The sequence below is a fragment of the Leuconostoc falkenbergense genome (genome assembly GCF_045801155.1).
Classification (GTDB): domain Bacteria; phylum Bacillota; class Bacilli; order Lactobacillales; family Lactobacillaceae; genus Leuconostoc; species Leuconostoc falkenbergense.
The window spans coordinates 101,408-118,429 of the sequence record NZ_CP174386.1; the positions used below are offsets into that span (position 1 = coordinate 101,408).

14 protein-coding genes are annotated in these 17,022 nt (G+C 39.2%); all 14 read left to right on the top strand.

The genetic code is table 11. The features are described from left to right. Positions 1–3: 3 nt before the first annotated feature. The 14 genes from ACI3ES_RS00535 (at position 4) to ACI3ES_RS00600 (ending at position 16,873) form a co-directional block, all read left to right on the top strand. The gene (locus ACI3ES_RS00535; protein ID WP_114667437.1) at positions 4–1,101 is read left to right on the top strand and encodes an aspartate-semialdehyde dehydrogenase; all 1,098 of its coding nucleotides are present in this window, start codon (positions 4–6) and stop codon (positions 1,099–1,101) included. A gap of 174 nt (positions 1,102–1,275) precedes the next feature. Continuing rightward, entirely contained in the window at positions 1,276–2,196 is a 921-nt protein-coding gene (locus ACI3ES_RS00540; RefSeq protein ID WP_242029711.1) for a YdcF family protein, read from the top strand. Between the two features lie 73 nt (positions 2,197–2,269). Beyond that, complete coding sequence (locus ACI3ES_RS00545; RefSeq protein ID WP_114667438.1) at positions 2,270–4,045, top strand: ABC transporter ATP-binding protein; 1,776 nt, start codon at positions 2,270–2,272, stop codon at positions 4,043–4,045. Beyond that, complete coding sequence (locus ACI3ES_RS00550; RefSeq protein ID WP_114667439.1) at positions 4,038–5,837, top strand: ABC transporter ATP-binding protein; 1,800 nt, start codon at positions 4,038–4,040, stop codon at positions 5,835–5,837. Before ACI3ES_RS00545 ends, ACI3ES_RS00550 begins: the two co-directional genes overlap by 8 nt. Before the next feature lie 171 nt (positions 5,838–6,008). Further along, positions 6,009–6,746 (top strand): amino acid ABC transporter ATP-binding protein, encoded by a 738-nt coding sequence (locus tag ACI3ES_RS00555; RefSeq protein ID WP_114667440.1) that lies wholly within the window; start codon positions 6,009–6,011, stop codon positions 6,744–6,746. 78 nt (positions 6,747–6,824) lie between these two features. Then, complete coding sequence (locus tag ACI3ES_RS00560) at positions 6,825–7,691, top strand: transporter substrate-binding domain-containing protein (protein WP_004911596.1); 867 nt, start codon at positions 6,825–6,827, stop codon at positions 7,689–7,691. Further along, complete coding sequence (locus ACI3ES_RS00565) at positions 7,691–8,332, top strand: amino acid ABC transporter permease (protein WP_004911599.1); 642 nt, start codon at positions 7,691–7,693, stop codon at positions 8,330–8,332. The genes ACI3ES_RS00560 and ACI3ES_RS00565 overlap by 1 nt, the downstream gene beginning before the upstream one ends. A gap of 10 nt (positions 8,333–8,342) precedes the next feature. Beyond that, positions 8,343–9,002, top strand: coding sequence for an amino acid ABC transporter permease (locus tag ACI3ES_RS00570; RefSeq protein ID WP_004911601.1), 660 nt, complete (start codon positions 8,343–8,345; stop codon positions 9,000–9,002). 204 nt (positions 9,003–9,206) lie between these two features. Next, positions 9,207–10,838, top strand: a complete 1,632-nt coding sequence (locus ACI3ES_RS00575; protein WP_114667441.1) for a peptide ABC transporter substrate-binding protein — start codon at positions 9,207–9,209, stop codon at positions 10,836–10,838. Positions 10,839–10,922: 84 nt separating this feature from the next. After that, positions 10,923–11,840, top strand: a complete 918-nt coding sequence (locus ACI3ES_RS00580; protein ID WP_004911607.1) for an ABC transporter permease — start codon at positions 10,923–10,925, stop codon at positions 11,838–11,840. An 11-nt stretch (positions 11,841–11,851) separates the two neighbouring features. Next, the gene (locus tag ACI3ES_RS00585) at positions 11,852–12,877 is read left to right on the top strand and encodes an ABC transporter permease (RefSeq protein ID WP_114667442.1); all 1,026 of its coding nucleotides are present in this window, start codon (positions 11,852–11,854) and stop codon (positions 12,875–12,877) included. A 15-nt stretch (positions 12,878–12,892) separates the two neighbouring features. Further along, positions 12,893–13,942 carry an ABC transporter ATP-binding protein gene (locus ACI3ES_RS00590; RefSeq protein ID WP_004911614.1) on the top strand — a complete coding sequence of 350 codons (1,050 nt, stop codon included), beginning with the start codon at positions 12,893–12,895 and terminating at the stop codon, positions 13,940–13,942. Positions 13,943–13,944: 2 nt separating this feature from the next. Continuing rightward, positions 13,945–14,880: an ABC transporter ATP-binding protein gene (locus ACI3ES_RS00595; RefSeq protein ID WP_004911617.1), complete on the top strand. Its 936-nt coding sequence runs from the start codon at positions 13,945–13,947 to the stop codon at positions 14,878–14,880. Between the two features lie 100 nt (positions 14,881–14,980). Continuing rightward, a complete protein-coding gene (locus tag ACI3ES_RS00600; RefSeq protein WP_114667443.1) occupies positions 14,981–16,873 on the top strand; it encodes a M13-type metalloendopeptidase in 1,893 nt (630 codons plus the stop codon). The last annotated feature ends 149 nt before the right edge of the window (positions 16,874–17,022 follow it).

Here is a 17,022-nt window from a genome sequence, read left to right on the forward strand (position 1 = left end):
ATCATGACAAAAGCATATAATGTCGCTATTTTGGGTGCCACGGGTGCTGTGGGGACGAGACTCATTGAACAACTGGAACAGTCAACAATACCAGTAAATTCTTTGAAATTATTGGCTTCACCACGTTCAGCAGGTAAACAATTAGAATTTAAAGGTGAAAAAATTACTGTTGAAGCGACCACGCCAGAGAGCTTTGATGGTATTGATTTGGTTTTGGCAAGTGGTGGTGGTTCAGTCTCAGCTCAATATGCGCCAGAAGCGGTTAAACGCGGGGCAGTGGTAGTTGACAACTCGAGCTATTGGCGCATGAACGATGATGTGCCACTTGTTGTTCCTGAAGTTAATGAAAGCGCATTATCATCGCATAACGGCATTATCGCAAATCCTAATTGCTCGACCATTCAAATGGTAGTCGCATTAGCACCCATTAAACAACAATTTGGCTTGAAACGTGTGATAGTATCAACATATCAGGCTGCATCAGGTGCTGGTCAGTCTGCTTGGAATGAATTGGTGGCAGAGACAACGGCTTATAATGCTGGTGAACCAGTTCACGCCAACATTTTACCAGTCAAGGGAGCGCAACACCACTATCCTTTGGCATATAATTTATTACCACAAATTGACGTTTTTGAAGATGATGGTTATACACATGAAGAATGGAAAATGATCCATGAAACTAAGAAAATCATGTTTGGTGACAAAAATTCTAAAGCTGTCAAAGTAACAGGTACAGCGGTACGCGTACCGGTACCCATTGGACATGGGGAAACGGTTTATTTTGAAACTAATGACGGCGCTGGGGCGACAACGGCTAGCATTCAAGCAGCTTTACGTTCAGCCGCTGGTGTTGTGCTAGAAGATAATCCAGCAGAACAATTATACCCACAGCCAGTTAATGCAGCTGGTAAGCGTGAAACATTTGTTGGTCGCGTGCGTCCTGATTTGGAAAATGATGATAGTTTCCACATGTGGGTCGTGTCAGACAACCTGCTAAAAGGTGCTGCATGGAATACTGTTCAAATTGCAGAGCGTCTTGTTGCACTCAACTTAGTTAGGGTGCCACAGGGTGCGTCTGATAAGTTTCCAGTGACAAAATAAAAAAAGTGCTACTAAGCGCTTTTTTATTATCATTCACTTTTTTTGCAAAGATAAGATCATACAATATCAGTGTTGGTGGCGTGTTACAATTAAGGCATGATAATCAATGAAATCATTATAATCATCGTATTTTTTAGTTTGGCTATATTGCTGAATTACCAAATCAGGACGAATGTGGCTTCTTTACAAGTTGGCGCTTACGTGCTTTTTATGTTGGCTGTGTTTGGGTATTTCATGTATACACTTTTTCGGCCTGATAATAATGTCGTTTATCATGTTGCATTGATAGTTGGCATGATTGGTGATTTTTTAGGGTTAAGTCTCTTATTAGTTTTGCTGTTTTATAGCTATAAAAAGTGGCATCAGTCGGGACACACGTTTGCTAATATGGTTTTGTCTGGCATGATTATTTTTTATGTTGTGCTTAATGTCTCTATTTATTTACCACAATGGCTGCCATCAGATATCTGGCAATTGCGTGGTGTTATTTCATGGTTGGCTTTATTTGTGTTATGGCAATTTTTGCGCTTTTTCATTACGAGTATAATTTACGGTTTTGTTATCAAGCGTCCTGAAATAGGACCATTAGTGGTGTTAGGGGGCGGATTGGTTGATGGCTATTTTGTTGGTCGCATTGTGAGTCAACGCATTAAAGCGGCGGTGAAGGATGCTAATCAAATGACACCTTACCCGATGATTGTTTTTTCAGGTGGGCAAGGTGAAGATGAACTCGTTTCCGAAGCTCAAGCAATGCGAGATTATGCAGTAAAAGAGTTGCACGTACCAATTGAAAAGACAATGCTTGAAGATCAATCACGCAATACGTTTGAAAATATCAGAAATTCATCAGAAATATTACACACACCTTTTACTTTTTATAGTAGTGACTATCACATTTTGCGAGGTGCAACATTAGCACAACAGCAAAAGGTAACTGCTAATGGGCGTGGTGGTAAGAGTCCTTTTCCATACCGGATTATTGCTTTTTTGCGTGAATTTTCTGGTGTGATGAATATTAAAAAGAAAGCACAGATTATTTGGGGTAGTCTTTTATTTTTTGTAGCAGTAGCAGTTGTTACCATAGTTTTTAGATAAAAAACATATACAATCGTTATAAAAGTATGATATGTTATTAGATAACTTTAATTTTGCTTAGTTTGGAGAGAAAATGAGTATTTTTAGTAAGTTAATGTGGTTTTTCAAGGCTAATAAGCGGCTCTACATCTTAGGGTTGTCTTTTTTGTTGCTGACGGAAATTTCACAAATGGTATCACCGGCACTCATTGGTCGCTTTACCGATGTTTTAGTGGCGCGACAAGTCACTAGTCAAAGCTTAGTGATTTATGGTGGTGGTATTCTACTGTTTTCTATTTTAATGTATGGTTTTCGTTACGCATGGATCACACATATCTTTCAAGGATCTGCTTTGCTGGAACGAACACTAAGGCAACGATTATTTGATCATTATATGCAAATGGATACAACCTTTTATCAACGTCGCCGTACCGGAGATTTAATGGCACATGCGACCAACGATCTTTCGGCAATTCAACGCGTCGCTTCTGGTGGTGTGTTGATGTTAGTTGATTCGATTGTCATTATTATCTTCACTGTCATTTCAATGACTTTTGTCGTTGATTGGCGCTTGACACTCATTGGCGTTTTGCCACTACCTTTGCTAGCTTGGGGTGTTCGTTACTTATCACCAAAGATTAGACGTGCTTTCACTGCCTCGCAAGAAGCTTTTTCACGGCTTTCTAATAAATCGCAAGAGTCAATTGCAGGCATCAAAGCGATTAAAACTTTAGGACAAGAACAACAAGACGTCGCATCTTTTACAAGTGAAGTCAAAAAAACAATTGAAATTAATAAAAAGGTCGCTAAAATTGATTCAATGTTTGGTCCAATGGCAACACTTGTGATGACAATTAGTTATGTGGTCATGGTGACATACGGTGGTTCTTTGGTAACGAATCAAACGATTACGATTGGACAACTGGTCTCTTTTTCTACTTATCTAGGCTTATTAGTTTGGCCCATGTTTGGTTTGGGACAGTTATTCAATGTGTTGGAACGTGGGAATGCATCATACATGCGAGTACAGGAAATTTTAGCAGAGAAATCGGCTATTGTTGAAGATGAGTCAGGTCGTGAAAGTTTAGCTCACGGTGATGTTGCCATAGACATTGATGAATTTAAGTACCCTGATGATGAGACAACAACTGCCTTATCTGATGTTCATTTGAAAATCAAATCTGGTGAAACGTTAGGATTAGTTGGACGTGTTGGCTCTGGTAAAACCACATTGATTAAATTATTGCTGCGTCAGTTTGACGGTTACGAAGGAAGTATCACTGTGGGTGGCTTTGACATCAAGCAATATAAGTTAAGAGCTTATCTGAGAGCAATTGGCTATGTGGCGCAAGAAAATTTTTTGTTTTCAACAACAGTATTGGATAATATTCGCTTTGCAGATTTAACTAAAACAACAGTTGAAGTTGAAGAGGCAGCAAAAAAAGCTGCTTTTCACGACGATGTTTTAGGTTTTCCAGAGGGATATGATACCGAGGTGGGTGAACATGGTGTTAGCTTATCAGGTGGACAAAAGCAACGTTTGGCCATTGCGCGTGCTTTAATCGTTGATCCAGAAATTTTGATATTAGATGACGCCTTATCGGCTGTTGATGCACGTACGGAGAAACAAATTTTGGGTGCGTTGAAGTCAGAGCGACAAGATAAAACGACTATTATTGCTGCTCATCGTATTAGTTCGGTCATGAATGCTGATGAGATTATTGTCTTTGACGATGGTCAAATCAAGGAACGTGGAACGCATGCCGAATTGTTGGCGTTAAATGGTTGGTACGCACGTATGTATGCGCAACAACAGTTAGCGACTCAATTAGATGAACAGTTGTCAGCGAAGGAGGAAAATAATGCCTGAAAAAAATGAATCAGTTTGGGCTAAAAGTATTCCAGTAAAAGAACAGCTTCATGTCATTTGGACGCTAATCAAGATGGCTAAGCCATTTCGGTCAATGTTCATTTGGGCGTTGTTAATTGGTGCTGCTTTTGCATTATTACAGGCAGCTGCACCACGTGTGATTTCTTATTATATGACAAACTATTTGCACCAAACAACAAGCGTTCCTTTGCAAATAACAATTAGTTTTGCTGTATTGGTAGCTGTTATTCGGATTTTACAAGCTGTCACGGACGCTTTGAATGCCTATTATTTTTCGGTGGCGGGTGAATATGCTTTAGAAGATATTCGAATTCGTGTCTTTAAAAAATTGCATACGCTGGGAATGCGCTTTTTCGATCAAGTGCCTGCTGGTTCACTAGTAACGCGTGTCAACAATGATACAGCGTCGTTAACTGACTTTTGGCGATTCTTTATGGAATTGACATTTGCTGTAATGAGTATGATTGGTGCTTACATTGGTATGTGGACAGTTGACGTGAAAGCGACGTTACTTATGTTAGTTGTTGTGCCTTTTATTGTTGCCAGTATCATCGCTTATCAGCGGTTTTCATCAAGCCTTTTTCGACATATGCGAGAAAGGTTATCGGCATTGAATGCAAAAATTGCCGAAAGTATCACTGGTATTGATGTGATTCAAGAGTTTTACCAAGAGGATCGCTTTAAAAAAGAGTTTTCCAAAATCAACGGTGAATATTTTAACGCCAGATTTAAAATGGTTAAGGCAGATGCCTTACTACTCGAACCTATGATTGATATGTTACTAGGTGGTGCAACAGTCTTAATTCTTTGGTATTTCGGTGAATTATCAATGCATACAGTGGTAGCCGCTGGTGTAATTTATGCATTTACTACCTATTTAAATAACATTTTTGGACCGTTAGAAAATATTATGAGTTTGTTCAGTCCATTTCAAGAAGGATTGGTGTCTGGCTACAGAATTTTGGGCATTTTGGCAGATGAAACATATTCCCCTGCTCAAAATGCCAATGCGCAAGGCGATATTACTGATGGCAAAATAGAATTTAAGCATGTCAATTTCAGTTATGATGGTCAGCATCAAATTTTAAAGGACCTGACATTTACGGCCAATCCGGGTGAAACGGTTGCTTTGGTAGGACATACAGGTTCTGGAAAAAGCTCGACAATTAATACATTAATGCGATTTTATGAGTTTCAAAGTGGCGAAATCTTGATTGATGGGCAGGATATTCGAGATGTTAGTATGAAAAACTTACGTCAAAAAATGGGATTAGTTTTGCAAGAACCATTTATGTTTTTTGGTGATATTGCTTCGAATATTCGAATGTACGATGACAGTATTTCTGACGTGCGTGTTAGGGAAGCTGCGGAATTTGTAGGTGCCAACACTTTCATTGAGAAATTAGACAATCAGTATAGCGCCAAAGTACAAGAAGGTGGATCTGGTTTTTCGGCCGGAGAAAAGCAATTAATTAGTTTTGCGCGAACTATTGTGCAGGATCCTAAAATCTTAATTTTGGATGAAGCAACGGCAAATGTCGACACTGAGACTGAAACATTGATTCAAAAATCATTGAAAAAAATGCGTGAAAATAGGACAACTATTGCTATTGCTCACCGACTATCGACGATTAAGGATGCTAACTTAATCCTTGTTTTAGATGAGGGACGTGTCGTTGAACGCGGTACGCATGAATCGTTGTTAGCACAGAAAGGACGTTACTATGACTTGTATCGTTTGCAAGGTGCCAACGATGCTATTGTTGAATAAAGGTTGAAATTAATATTTTTGTTATAAAACCTGACATAACTTTGACTAAATTAACAAAATGTGCGTAAAATGGAACTAGAACAGACTGGACTAGAACTCTACGTTCGTCCAGTTTTTTTGATATCGTGAGTGCTTAAGGCAATCACAACGAGTGAAAAGGAGAATTAGGTCATGTCAATGATTGAATTTAAGAATGTTGAGAAATATTACGGGAATTTTCATGCGCTTAAGAACATTAATTTGGAAATTGATGAGGGCGAAACAGTTGTTTTGATTGGACCATCTGGGTCAGGAAAATCAACTTTAATTCGTGCCGTTAATGGATTGGAAGAGATTCAAGAAGGTCATTTACTTGTTAACGGTTTTGACCTTCATGATCCTAAAACTGACATCAACCGTATTCGCAAAAATGTCGGCATGGTGTTCCAGCACTTTAATTTGTATGATAATAAGTCGACAATTGAAAATATCATGCTAGCACCACGTCTTGTTTTAAAAAGAGACGAAGCTGAAAACAAGAGAATGGCAATGGCATTGTTAGAAAAAGTTGGTTTGGCAGATAAGGCGGCTAATATGCCTTCTGAACTTTCTGGTGGTCAAAAGCAACGTGTTGCGATTGCACGTTCACTAGCTATGCAACCGAAGGCCCTTCTATTTGATGAACCTACTTCTGCATTGGATCCAGAAATGATTGGTGATGTTTTGGATGTTATGCGCGATATTGCTAAAGATTCATCAATGACCATGCTAGTCGTGACACACGAAATGAGTTTTGCTAAGGCAGTTGCTGACCGTGTTATCTTTATGGCTGACGGTCAAATTCTTGAAGATAGCTCAACAGAAGCATTCTTTAATAATCCAACTGAGCCACGAGCGCAACAATTCTTGAGTCAAGTTGAGCATCACTAAAATTTAGATTGGGAGGAAAAGTGTTAAAAATGTTACGGATGTCAACAATAATCAGTGAATTTTTAATGCAACATTATTATGGAAAAAGCTAAAAAAAGACAGTTCGGCATTATTGCTACAATCGTCTTAGCTGCCGTTATTGTCCTCGGTCTAATGTGGGCAACAGCTACCGCTAAGAAAAACCAAGAACATCAGGACACTTTGGCTCGTGTTGAAAAGCTGGGCCGAATTGTGTGGGGTGTTAAAGCAGATACCAAATTATTCGGTTTGATGGATACAAAGACAGGTATTTCTAAAGGGTTTGATGTTGATATTGCCAAAGCGCTGACTGTACAATTATCCAAGCAAACTGGTGTGCCAATGTCTGCTGAATTTGTACCTGTTTCATCATCGTCAAAAATTCAACTTTTGAAAAACACTAACATTGATGGCACTGTGTCCACGATGACTATCACGCCAGAACGTGAAAAAATTATTGACTTTACAAAACAGTATTTTGATGCCGGACAATCAATTCTAGTTAAAAAGGATTCGGGCATCAAGTCAATTAAGGATATGAATGATTCAAAGTACACGATTATTGTGGTCGTAGGTACAACAGCTGCGGAAGAAACTAAAAAGTTCGCACCTAAAGCGAAATTGTTGGCCGTTCAAGACTATGCAACTGGCATGCAAGCTTTAAAGGCCGGACAAGGTCAAGCAATGTCAACCGACAATGCGATCTTATATGGTTTTGCAACTGAAAACCCTGATTATCAAATTGTTGGTGGCACATTTACACACGGACCTTATGGTATTGCCTTTGATAATGATCAAGGACCAATGATTCGAGAGACTAATAAAGCCTTGGCTACATTGAAGAAAAATGGTGTATACAATAAATTGATTAAAAAATGGTTCAGCAATGTGCCGGGTCTCGATTGGCATGAATTGGAGGCGAAATAATGGATTTATTACAGAATAATTTTTCGACATTTTTGCAGGGATTTGGGTATACGTTGTTATCAAGTATTATTGCGCTAGTTGCTTCAATGATTTTGGGTACATTCTTTGCTATTTTGCAGATTTTACCCCAAAAATGGGTACAAAAGGTTGGTAACATCTATGTGCAAGTCTTTCGTAACATTCCCTTATTAATTATTACTTTCTTCTTCTTCTTGGTTGTTGCAAAGCTAATACCAATGAATGGGTTCACTGCTGGGACAATTGCTTTGTCATTATACACATCAGCCTTTATTGCAGAAACAGTTCGCGCGGGTATTTTATCAGTGAACAGTGGACAAATGGAAGGTGCTCGTGCCAATGGTTTGTCTTTCTGGCAGGCGATGCAACACATTGTATTACCACAAGCCTTTAAAATAGCATTACCATCACTTGGTAACCAGTTCATTAATTTGGTAAAAAACTCATCCATTTTGGCTTTTGTCGGTGGTCTTGATTTGATGTATCAAGGTAATATGGTTGCAGCTAACACATTTGATACGTTTGGCACATACATTATTGTTGCGCTTTTCTATCTAGTGATTACACTACCATTGAGTTACTACATGCAGCATCTTGAACGTAAACTAAAGCACGCGGCTTAAGGAGGACTTTATGGTTACATTAGGAATTTTTGACGCCTTTACACCACAGAACGTCCAATATTTGTTGGGTGGTTTAGGCATTACAGTTGGTGTCTCAGTTATTTCAGTTATTTTAAGTTTCATTGCAGGTTCGGTGATCGGTATTATTCAATTTGAGAGATTACCGTATTTTTCAAAGTTTGTTGCGACAATTAATAATATTATCCGTAACTTGCCTTTGCTATTGATTATTTTCTTTGTTTACTTTGCTTTACCAAAGTTAGGAATTCACTTGCCAATATTTTGGGCTACGGTTGTTGCTATGAGTACATTTGAGTCTTCAATGTTGGCTGAAATTGTTCGTGGTGGACTTGAATCAATTGATAAAGGTCAGTTTGAAGGTGCACGTGCCAACGGTCTTTCTAACTTGCAAACAATGTTTTACATTGTATTGCCACAAGCTTACAAGAAGATGATTCCACCAATTATTTCACAGTTAATATCATTGGTTAAGGATACGAGTTTGGCAATGGGAATTGTCTTGTCAGAAATGACTTATCGTGGTCAAATTATCTATGCACAGAATTCAACGTATATCATTCCTGTGTTGATTGTGATTACCCTAATTTATTTCTTACTAAATTACGGATTGTCCTTAATCGCAAGATGGTTTGATAGTAAGTTAGCTTAAATTGATGAGAGAGAATTGACGCTAATTAGGCTAATTAGACCAAATAAGGTTCGGATTGCCAGTGCATTTCTACTATAAACGTTATATTATACGTTAAATCGCAGTAAAATCTTAAAAGATAACAAAATGAATTGCAAATGAGAAATGCACATGGTAAACTAATAGCATTGTTAGCAAAAAAGTATATCGGGAGGATATATTAACATGGATACATGGAAGAAATGGGCAATCGGCGCAGCCGTTGTCGTTGTGGTAGGTGGCGGAACACGCGCCGCTGGCCTCTGGGGTGGTTCGAATGGATCATCAAATGCACTTAAGTTTTCTTTCCCAACAGAAATCCAAACATTGGATATCTCAAAGAATACAGATACTTATTCTGGAACAGTTATTGGTAATACAGGCGCTAACTTGTTACGTGTCAATGCTAAAGGTAAGGCTGTTCCTGAATTGGCTAAGTCAGTTAAAGTTTCAAAAGATGGTTTGACTTATACAGCAACTCTACGGAGTGGTTTGAAGTGGTCTGATGGTTCATCTTTGACAGCCAAAGATTTTGTTTATTCATGGCAACGTATTGTTGATCCAAAGACAGCATCACAATATTCTTATCTTGCCTCGGGTGTGAAAAATGCTGATGCCATTACTGCTGGTAAAGCTAAAGTTAGCACTTTGGGTGTCTCAGCAAAGGGCAATGTTATTACGTTCAAGCTTGAACGCGCAATGCCACAATTTAACTATTTGTTGACATTTGCTAATTTCATGCCACAAAAGCAAAGCTTTGTTGAAAAGCAAGGCAAGAAGTATGGTACAACTTCTGCAAAGCAGCTATATTCTGGTCCTTATAAGTTTGAAGGATGGAATGGTACTAACAACAGCTTTAAGTTAGTGAAAAATGATAACTATTGGGATGCCAAGAGTGTTAAGACAAAAGAAATTGACTATTCTGTTGTTAAAAAGCCAGAAACGGCTGTCCAATTATACAAGCAAGGCAAGTTAGATCGTGCTTCAATCTCAACACCTGAACTATATGCTGCTAACAAGAGCAATAAGGATAAGGTGAAGGTTCCTGAAGCAACGACAGCCTATATCGAATATAACCAAACTGGTAAGAACAAGTTCTTGGCTAACACAAAGATCCGTCAAGCTTTGAACCTTGCAACTAACCGTAAAGAATTGGTTGATCAAGTAACATCAGGTATTTCAACACCAGCTACTGGTTTGGCACCACAAGGCTTGGCTAAGACTGCATCAGGTGAAGATTTGGCTAAGTACGCAGCACCTGGCTATAAGTATGATGCTAAAGCAGCTGCTAAGTTGTTCGCTGAAGGTTTGAAAGAAGTTGGCGAAACAAAGATGACTTTGACAATCACTTCTGATGCTGACAGTTCTGCTGCCAAGACGACATTGGATTATCTACAAGGCTCATTGCAAAAAGCTTTGCCTGGTTTGAAAGTTGAAGAAAAGTTTGTGCCATTCAAGCAACGTTTGTCAGATTCTCAAACGCAAAACTTTGAAGCTGTTGTCTCATTTTGGGGTGGTGACTATCCAGAAGGCTCAACATTCTATGATTTGTTTAAGAATGGTGCATCATACAACAATGGTCAATTCAAGAACAGTGCCTACACTGCAGCTGTCAACAAGGCAGAAACAACAGATGCTTTGAATGATGCAGCCCGTGATTCAGATTATAAGACTGCTGAAGCTGCATTGTATAAGGATGCTAACTTCAACCCATTGTACTTCCGTGCAGGATATTCATTGGCTCGCCCAAGTGTTAAGGGTATTATCACTAACACAACTGGCTTGAACATTGATTTCAAATACGCCTACCGTAAGTAAGTAATTTATGATAGAATTAAACTACATTTAATTAAAAATGAGAATTGACATATGTCAATTCTTATTTATTAGGAAGTCAAGACTATGGTGAAATACATTTTAAAGCGATTGGCGCTTTTAATTTTCACGTTATTCTTAGTGATTACTGCAACTTTTTTCCTGATGCAAATTATGCCTGGAACACCGTTCAATAACCCTAAGCTAACGCCACAAATGATCGCCCAATTGAACAAAGCATACGGATTGGATTTGCCGCTTTGGCAACAATATCTTCATTATTTAGTAAACGCCTTTCGTGGCGATTTTGGAACGTCGTTCCAATACCAGAACCAAAGTGTTAGCATGTTGATTGGTCAGCGTTTGCCAATCTCTGCACAACTTGGCGCGCAAGCTTTGGTTGTAGGCGTTATTGCTGGTTTGCTCATGGGTGCCGCATCAGCACGCAATAAAAATAACAAAATTGATGGTCTCTTGGGTGTTGTTTCGACTCTTGGTATTTCCGTACCAAGTTTCATATTAGGTATTATCTTTTTGTACCTGTTTGGATTCAAGTGGCCTTTGTTCCCAGTTTCCGGCTGGGGAGACTCATTTTCACAGTCAGTCTTGCCAACATTGGCTTTGGCTGTGACACCAGCGGCTGTTGTGACACGGTTTGTTCGTTCAGAAATGATTGAAGCATTGAGTTCTGACTACGTACAATTAGCTCGCGCTAAAGGTCTTAGTGAAAAAGAAGTTGTTAATAAACATGCCTACCGTAACTCTATGATTCCTGTATTAACATTGATTGGACCAATGGCGGCTGGTTTGTTAACCGGTTCCACATTGATTGAAAATATTTTCTCAATTCCAGGTATCGGGCAACAATTCGTTTCTTCAATTCCAACTAAAGATTTCCCAGTAATCATGGGAACAACTATCGTATATGCATTGATGCTGATGGTTATGATTTTGATTACGGACATCTTGACGGCAATTGTTGATCCACGTGTTCGGTTGCAATAAGGAGGCTCATGATGGCTGCAAATACAGAAGACTTTGTCATCGTTGGCGCACAAAACTCCGAAGCCAACGAACATATTTCTAAGCCTGCCTTGTCATTTTGGCAAGATGCTTGGCGTCGATTAAAATTAAATAAATTAGCTGTGATTTCACTTTGGTTCTTAGTGTTTATTCTCGGCTTCGCATTAATATCAAATTTCTTTGTGACGCAAAACAAAGCCAACGCTTTTGATTCTGATAACGTTGGTAAATATAAAAACTTACCACCAAACTCAGGTTTACCAATTCCAGGGTGGGACGGTAAGCTGAAAGAACCAGGTGCTACGGATACTACTGATCCTTACAAAAATAATAATGTTAAACAAAACTTCATTTTGGGAACTGACAACATTGGACGTTCACTAGGAAAACGTGTTATCGTGGGTCTTCGTATCTCATTGTTAGTCGCGATTTCAGCAACATTTATTGATTTGTTGATTGGCGTTACTTATGGTGTGTTCTCCGGTTGGAAAGGTGGCTGGGTTGACGTTGTCATGCAGCGTATCATTGAAATTCTTTCCTCGGTGCCCAATTTGATTGTTGTAACTATGTTTGGTTTGTTGCTGGGTAACGGTGTCACATCAATCATTATTGCGATTGCGATTACTGGTTGGCTAAGTATGGCACGACAAGTGCGCAACATGACACTCTCGTTGAAAGAACGTGATTATGTCTTGGCTGCCAAATCTCTTGGTGAAAGTTCAACTAAAATTGCGATTAAGCATTTGATTCCCAATATGGCTGGTACAATTATTGTTCAAATCATGATGACAGTACCAAGTGCAATCATGTTTGAAGCCGTCTTGTCTGCCATTAACTTGGGTGTTAAGCCACCAACGGCTTCTCTTGGTTCATTGATTTCTGATGCTCAAAGCATGTTGCAATTCTACCCATACCAGGTTTTGATTCCTTCTGGTGTGTTGGTATTGATTTCGTTGGCGTTTATCTTGCTGGGTGATGGCTTACGAGATGCCTTTGACCCACGTGCTAGTGAAGATTAAGAGGTGCAAGTACTTATGAGTAATCCTATATTAAGAGTTGAAAATTTGCACGTCAATTTCAATACCTATGCTGGTACGGTGCAGGCCATTAGAGACGTGTCATTTGATTTGAATCAAGGCGAAACTTTGGCAATTGTTGGTGAGTCTGGGTCAGGAAAGTCAGTCACAACCAAGACATTGATGGGTCTAAATGCCAAAAACGCTGTAATTCCTGAGAATAGTCGTCTTTTGTTCAAAGACAAAAATTTGTTGGAATTGTCAGAAGAAGAGTGGCAACATGTTCGTGGTAATGAAATTGCTATGATATTCCAAGATCCGATGACTAGTTTAGATCCAACGATGAAGATTGGTCAGCAAATTGCTGAACCATTAATTAAACATCAAGAGTTGAGTGAAAAAGATGCTTTGGCTCGTGCTTTGGAATTGATGAAGGGCGTTGGTATTCCTAACGCTGAAGAACATATTAACGATTACCCTCACCAATGGTCTGGTGGTATGAGACAGCGTGCTGTTATTGCAATTGCTTTGGCTGCTGATCCTGAAATTTTGATAGCTGATGAGCCAACAACCGCTTTGGATGTTACGATTCAAGCACAAATTTTAAATTTAATGAAGCAATTACAAAAGCAGTCTAATTCTTCAATTATTTTCATTACCCATGATTTGGGTGTTGTGGCGGGTATGGCTGATCGTGTGGCTGTCATGTATGCTGGTAAAATCGTCGAATATGGCACGGTTGATGAGATTTTCTTTAATCCACAACATCCGTACACTTGGGGGCTATTAAATTCAATGCCTACCACGGATACGGCGGAAGGCTCATTACAGGCTATTCCTGGTACGCCACCTGACTTGTTAGAGCCACCATTGGGCGATGCTTTTGCACCACGAAATTCGTATGCACTTGCAATTGACAGTAAAGAAGAACCACCGTTCTTTAAAATTAGTGATACACATTATGCCGCTACTTGGTTACTTGATGAGCGAGCACCTAAAGTGACGCCACCTGCACAGATTTTGAAGCGTTGGGCACGATGGGAAGAATTACAAGGACAGGAGGCTTAATCATGACTGAAGAAACACCAAAAAAATTGGTTGAGCTGAATGATTTACAATTGTACTTTAACAAGGGAAAAGCCAATGAAGTACGTGCTATTGACCATGTTAGTTTTGATATCTATGAAGGTGAAGTGTTTGGTCTTGTGGGTGAGTCCGGTTCAGGTAAGACGACAATTGGCCGTACCATTTTGAAGCTATACGAACCAAATGGTGGCACTATGACCTTTGATGGTGAAGATATTACCAAACTTAAGGGTAAAGAGTTATCTAATTTCCGTAAAAACGCGCAAATGATTTTTCAAGATCCACAAGCTAGTTTGAATGGGCGAATGAAAGTACGTGATATCATTGCCGAAGGAATTGATATCAACCATTTGGCAAAATCAAAAGATGAACGAAACGCTAAAGTTCAGGAATTACTTGATTTAGTTGGCTTAAACAAAGATCACGCCACGAGGTACCCACATGAATTTTCTGGTGGTCAGAGGCAGCGAATTGGAATTGCACGCGCGTTAGCTGTTGATCCAAAGTTTATCATTGCGGATGAACCTATTTCTGCTTTGGATGTTTCAATTCAAGCACAAGTTGTCAATTTAATGAAAGAATTGCAGAAAAAGCATTCATTGACATATCTGTTTATTGCGCATGATTTGTCAATGGTGAAATATATTTCAGACCGTATTGGTGTGATGCATTGGGGTAAGTTATTAGAAATTGGTACTTCAGATGCCGTTTATAATCATCCACTACATCCTTATACAAAGAGTCTGTTATCAGCTATTCCAGTACCAGATCCTGAAGCTGAAAATTTGAGGCAACACGTTGATTATGATACAACCATTGAAACTGATGGCAAAGAACGTAGCATGATTGAAGTTAATCCAGGACATTTTGTCTTGGCTACGCCGGAAGAAGCAGAGCAATATAAGCAGCAACAAAAGTAAACATAGATTAGCCGGCCTTTATTGGTCGGCTTTTTTGTAAACAAAAGTCAAAAGTGTATAATATTTATTAGTTAATTAAGAAAAAGAAATGAGAATTGGAATGACAAGATTACAAGATGATTTTTATGATGCAATTAACGGTGAGTGGGCTAAAACAGCTGAAATACCAGCTGATAAACCGTCAACTGGTGGCTTTAATGATTTAGCCGTTGGCATCGAAAATTGGTTGTTGTCAACGACCAATGAATGGCAAAATGGTGAGAATATACCAGAGGATGATATATTGCAACAGTTTATTGCTTATCATCGTTTGACGGCCGATACACAAACACGTGATAAAATTGGTGTCGCGCCAGTATTGCCTTTGCTGGCGCAATATAAAGGATATCAATCGTTTGCTGATTTTGCATCTCATATTGCTGAACTTGAGCAAAAAGGATTACCCGACGCATTGCCGTTTGGAATTGAACCGGATTTTAAGAATGCGAAACTAAATGTTTTGTGGGCTGGCAGCTTACCATTATTATTGCCAGACACGACATATTACACCCCCGATAATGACCAAGCTAAAGTATTACTAGCAAAGTTTCGTGAACAGCAAATGACATTATTGCCTCAGTTTGGTTTTTCAAGTGATGAAGCGGAAACAATGATTGACAATTACATTGCTTTGGACGCCAAAATTGCAAGTGTTTCGTTGAGTCGAGAGGAACAAAACGAATATGCCAAATTGTATCACCCTTATCAATGGGAAAATTTTGTTGAACAAGCGTCTGAGTTGCCACTAAATGATATTATCAAATCCTTGATTGGACAGATACCGGATGAAATCATTGTACCTGCAGAACGTTTTTGGGCTTCTGCAAATCAATTTTATTCTGAGGACGCATGGCCATTATTGAAAGATTATCTGCTAATAAACGTTGCTAATGAGTACACTGATTTGTTGAGTGATGATTTGCGTGTCTTGGGTGGCGCTTACTCGAGAGCTTTACAAGGCTTGCCTGAAGCTAAAAGTACCGAGAAAGCAGCTTTTTACTTGGCAGAAGCCCCATTTAGCCAAGCGATTGGTATGTATTATGCACATGAGAAATTTTCGCCGGAGGCAAAAGCGGACGTTGAATCAAAGGCAGCGACGATGATTGATGTCTATAAAAATCGTTTGCAAAACGTTACTTGGTTGACGCAGGCGACACGGGACAAAGCAATTATCAAACTTAACGCAATTGTGCCTCATATTGGTTATCCTGATAAGCTGCCAGATCGTTTGGCTCAAAAGACAGTTGATGAAGGTGCCACATTGTTTGAGTCTGCAGCTAAATTTAGGCAAATTGAGATTGCCCATGCTTGGCAACAATGGCATCAACCAGTTGATGAAAATGAATGGCAAATGCCAGCACACTTGGTCAACGCTTACTATGATCCGCAACAAAATCAAATTTTCTTTCCGGCGGCCATTTTACAAGCACCATTTTATAGCTTAAATCAATCTTCATCAGCTAATTATGGTGGTATCGGCGCAGTGATTGCTCATGAAATTTCTCATGCTTTTGATACCAATGGTGCGTCATTTGATGAATTTGGTAGTTTAAATAATTGGTGGACTGATGCAGATTATGCTGCCTTCAAAGAACGTACACAGCAAGTTGTTGATCAATTTGATGGCTTGGATTCATACGGCGCCAAGGTGAATGGAAAGTTAACGGTGTCAGAAAACGTGGCTGATTTGGGTGGCTTAGCTGCTGCTCTGGCCGCTGCCAAACGAGATGAGGATTTTTCATCTGAAGCATTCTTTACTAATTGGGCTGCTATTTGGCGTATGAAAGCACGTCCTGAGTATATGCAGTTGTTAGCGGCAATGGATCCGCATGGTCCTGCTAAGGCGCGCGTTAATGTACAATTGAAAAATTTTGACGACTTTTTCACAACATTTGATGTTAAAGAAACTGATGGTATGTGGTTGGCGCCAGATAAGCGTGTCCAAATTTGGTGATAACTGTTCTGTAGAATACTGTAATAATATGATTTATGCTCAAATAATTGTATGTTTTGATTAGTTAATGAGTGAAAATATAGCAAAACATCGTTTTTTTGTCTTTTATGTCAAAATTGCTTGCTATCATTCTCATTTTCTGGTATTAT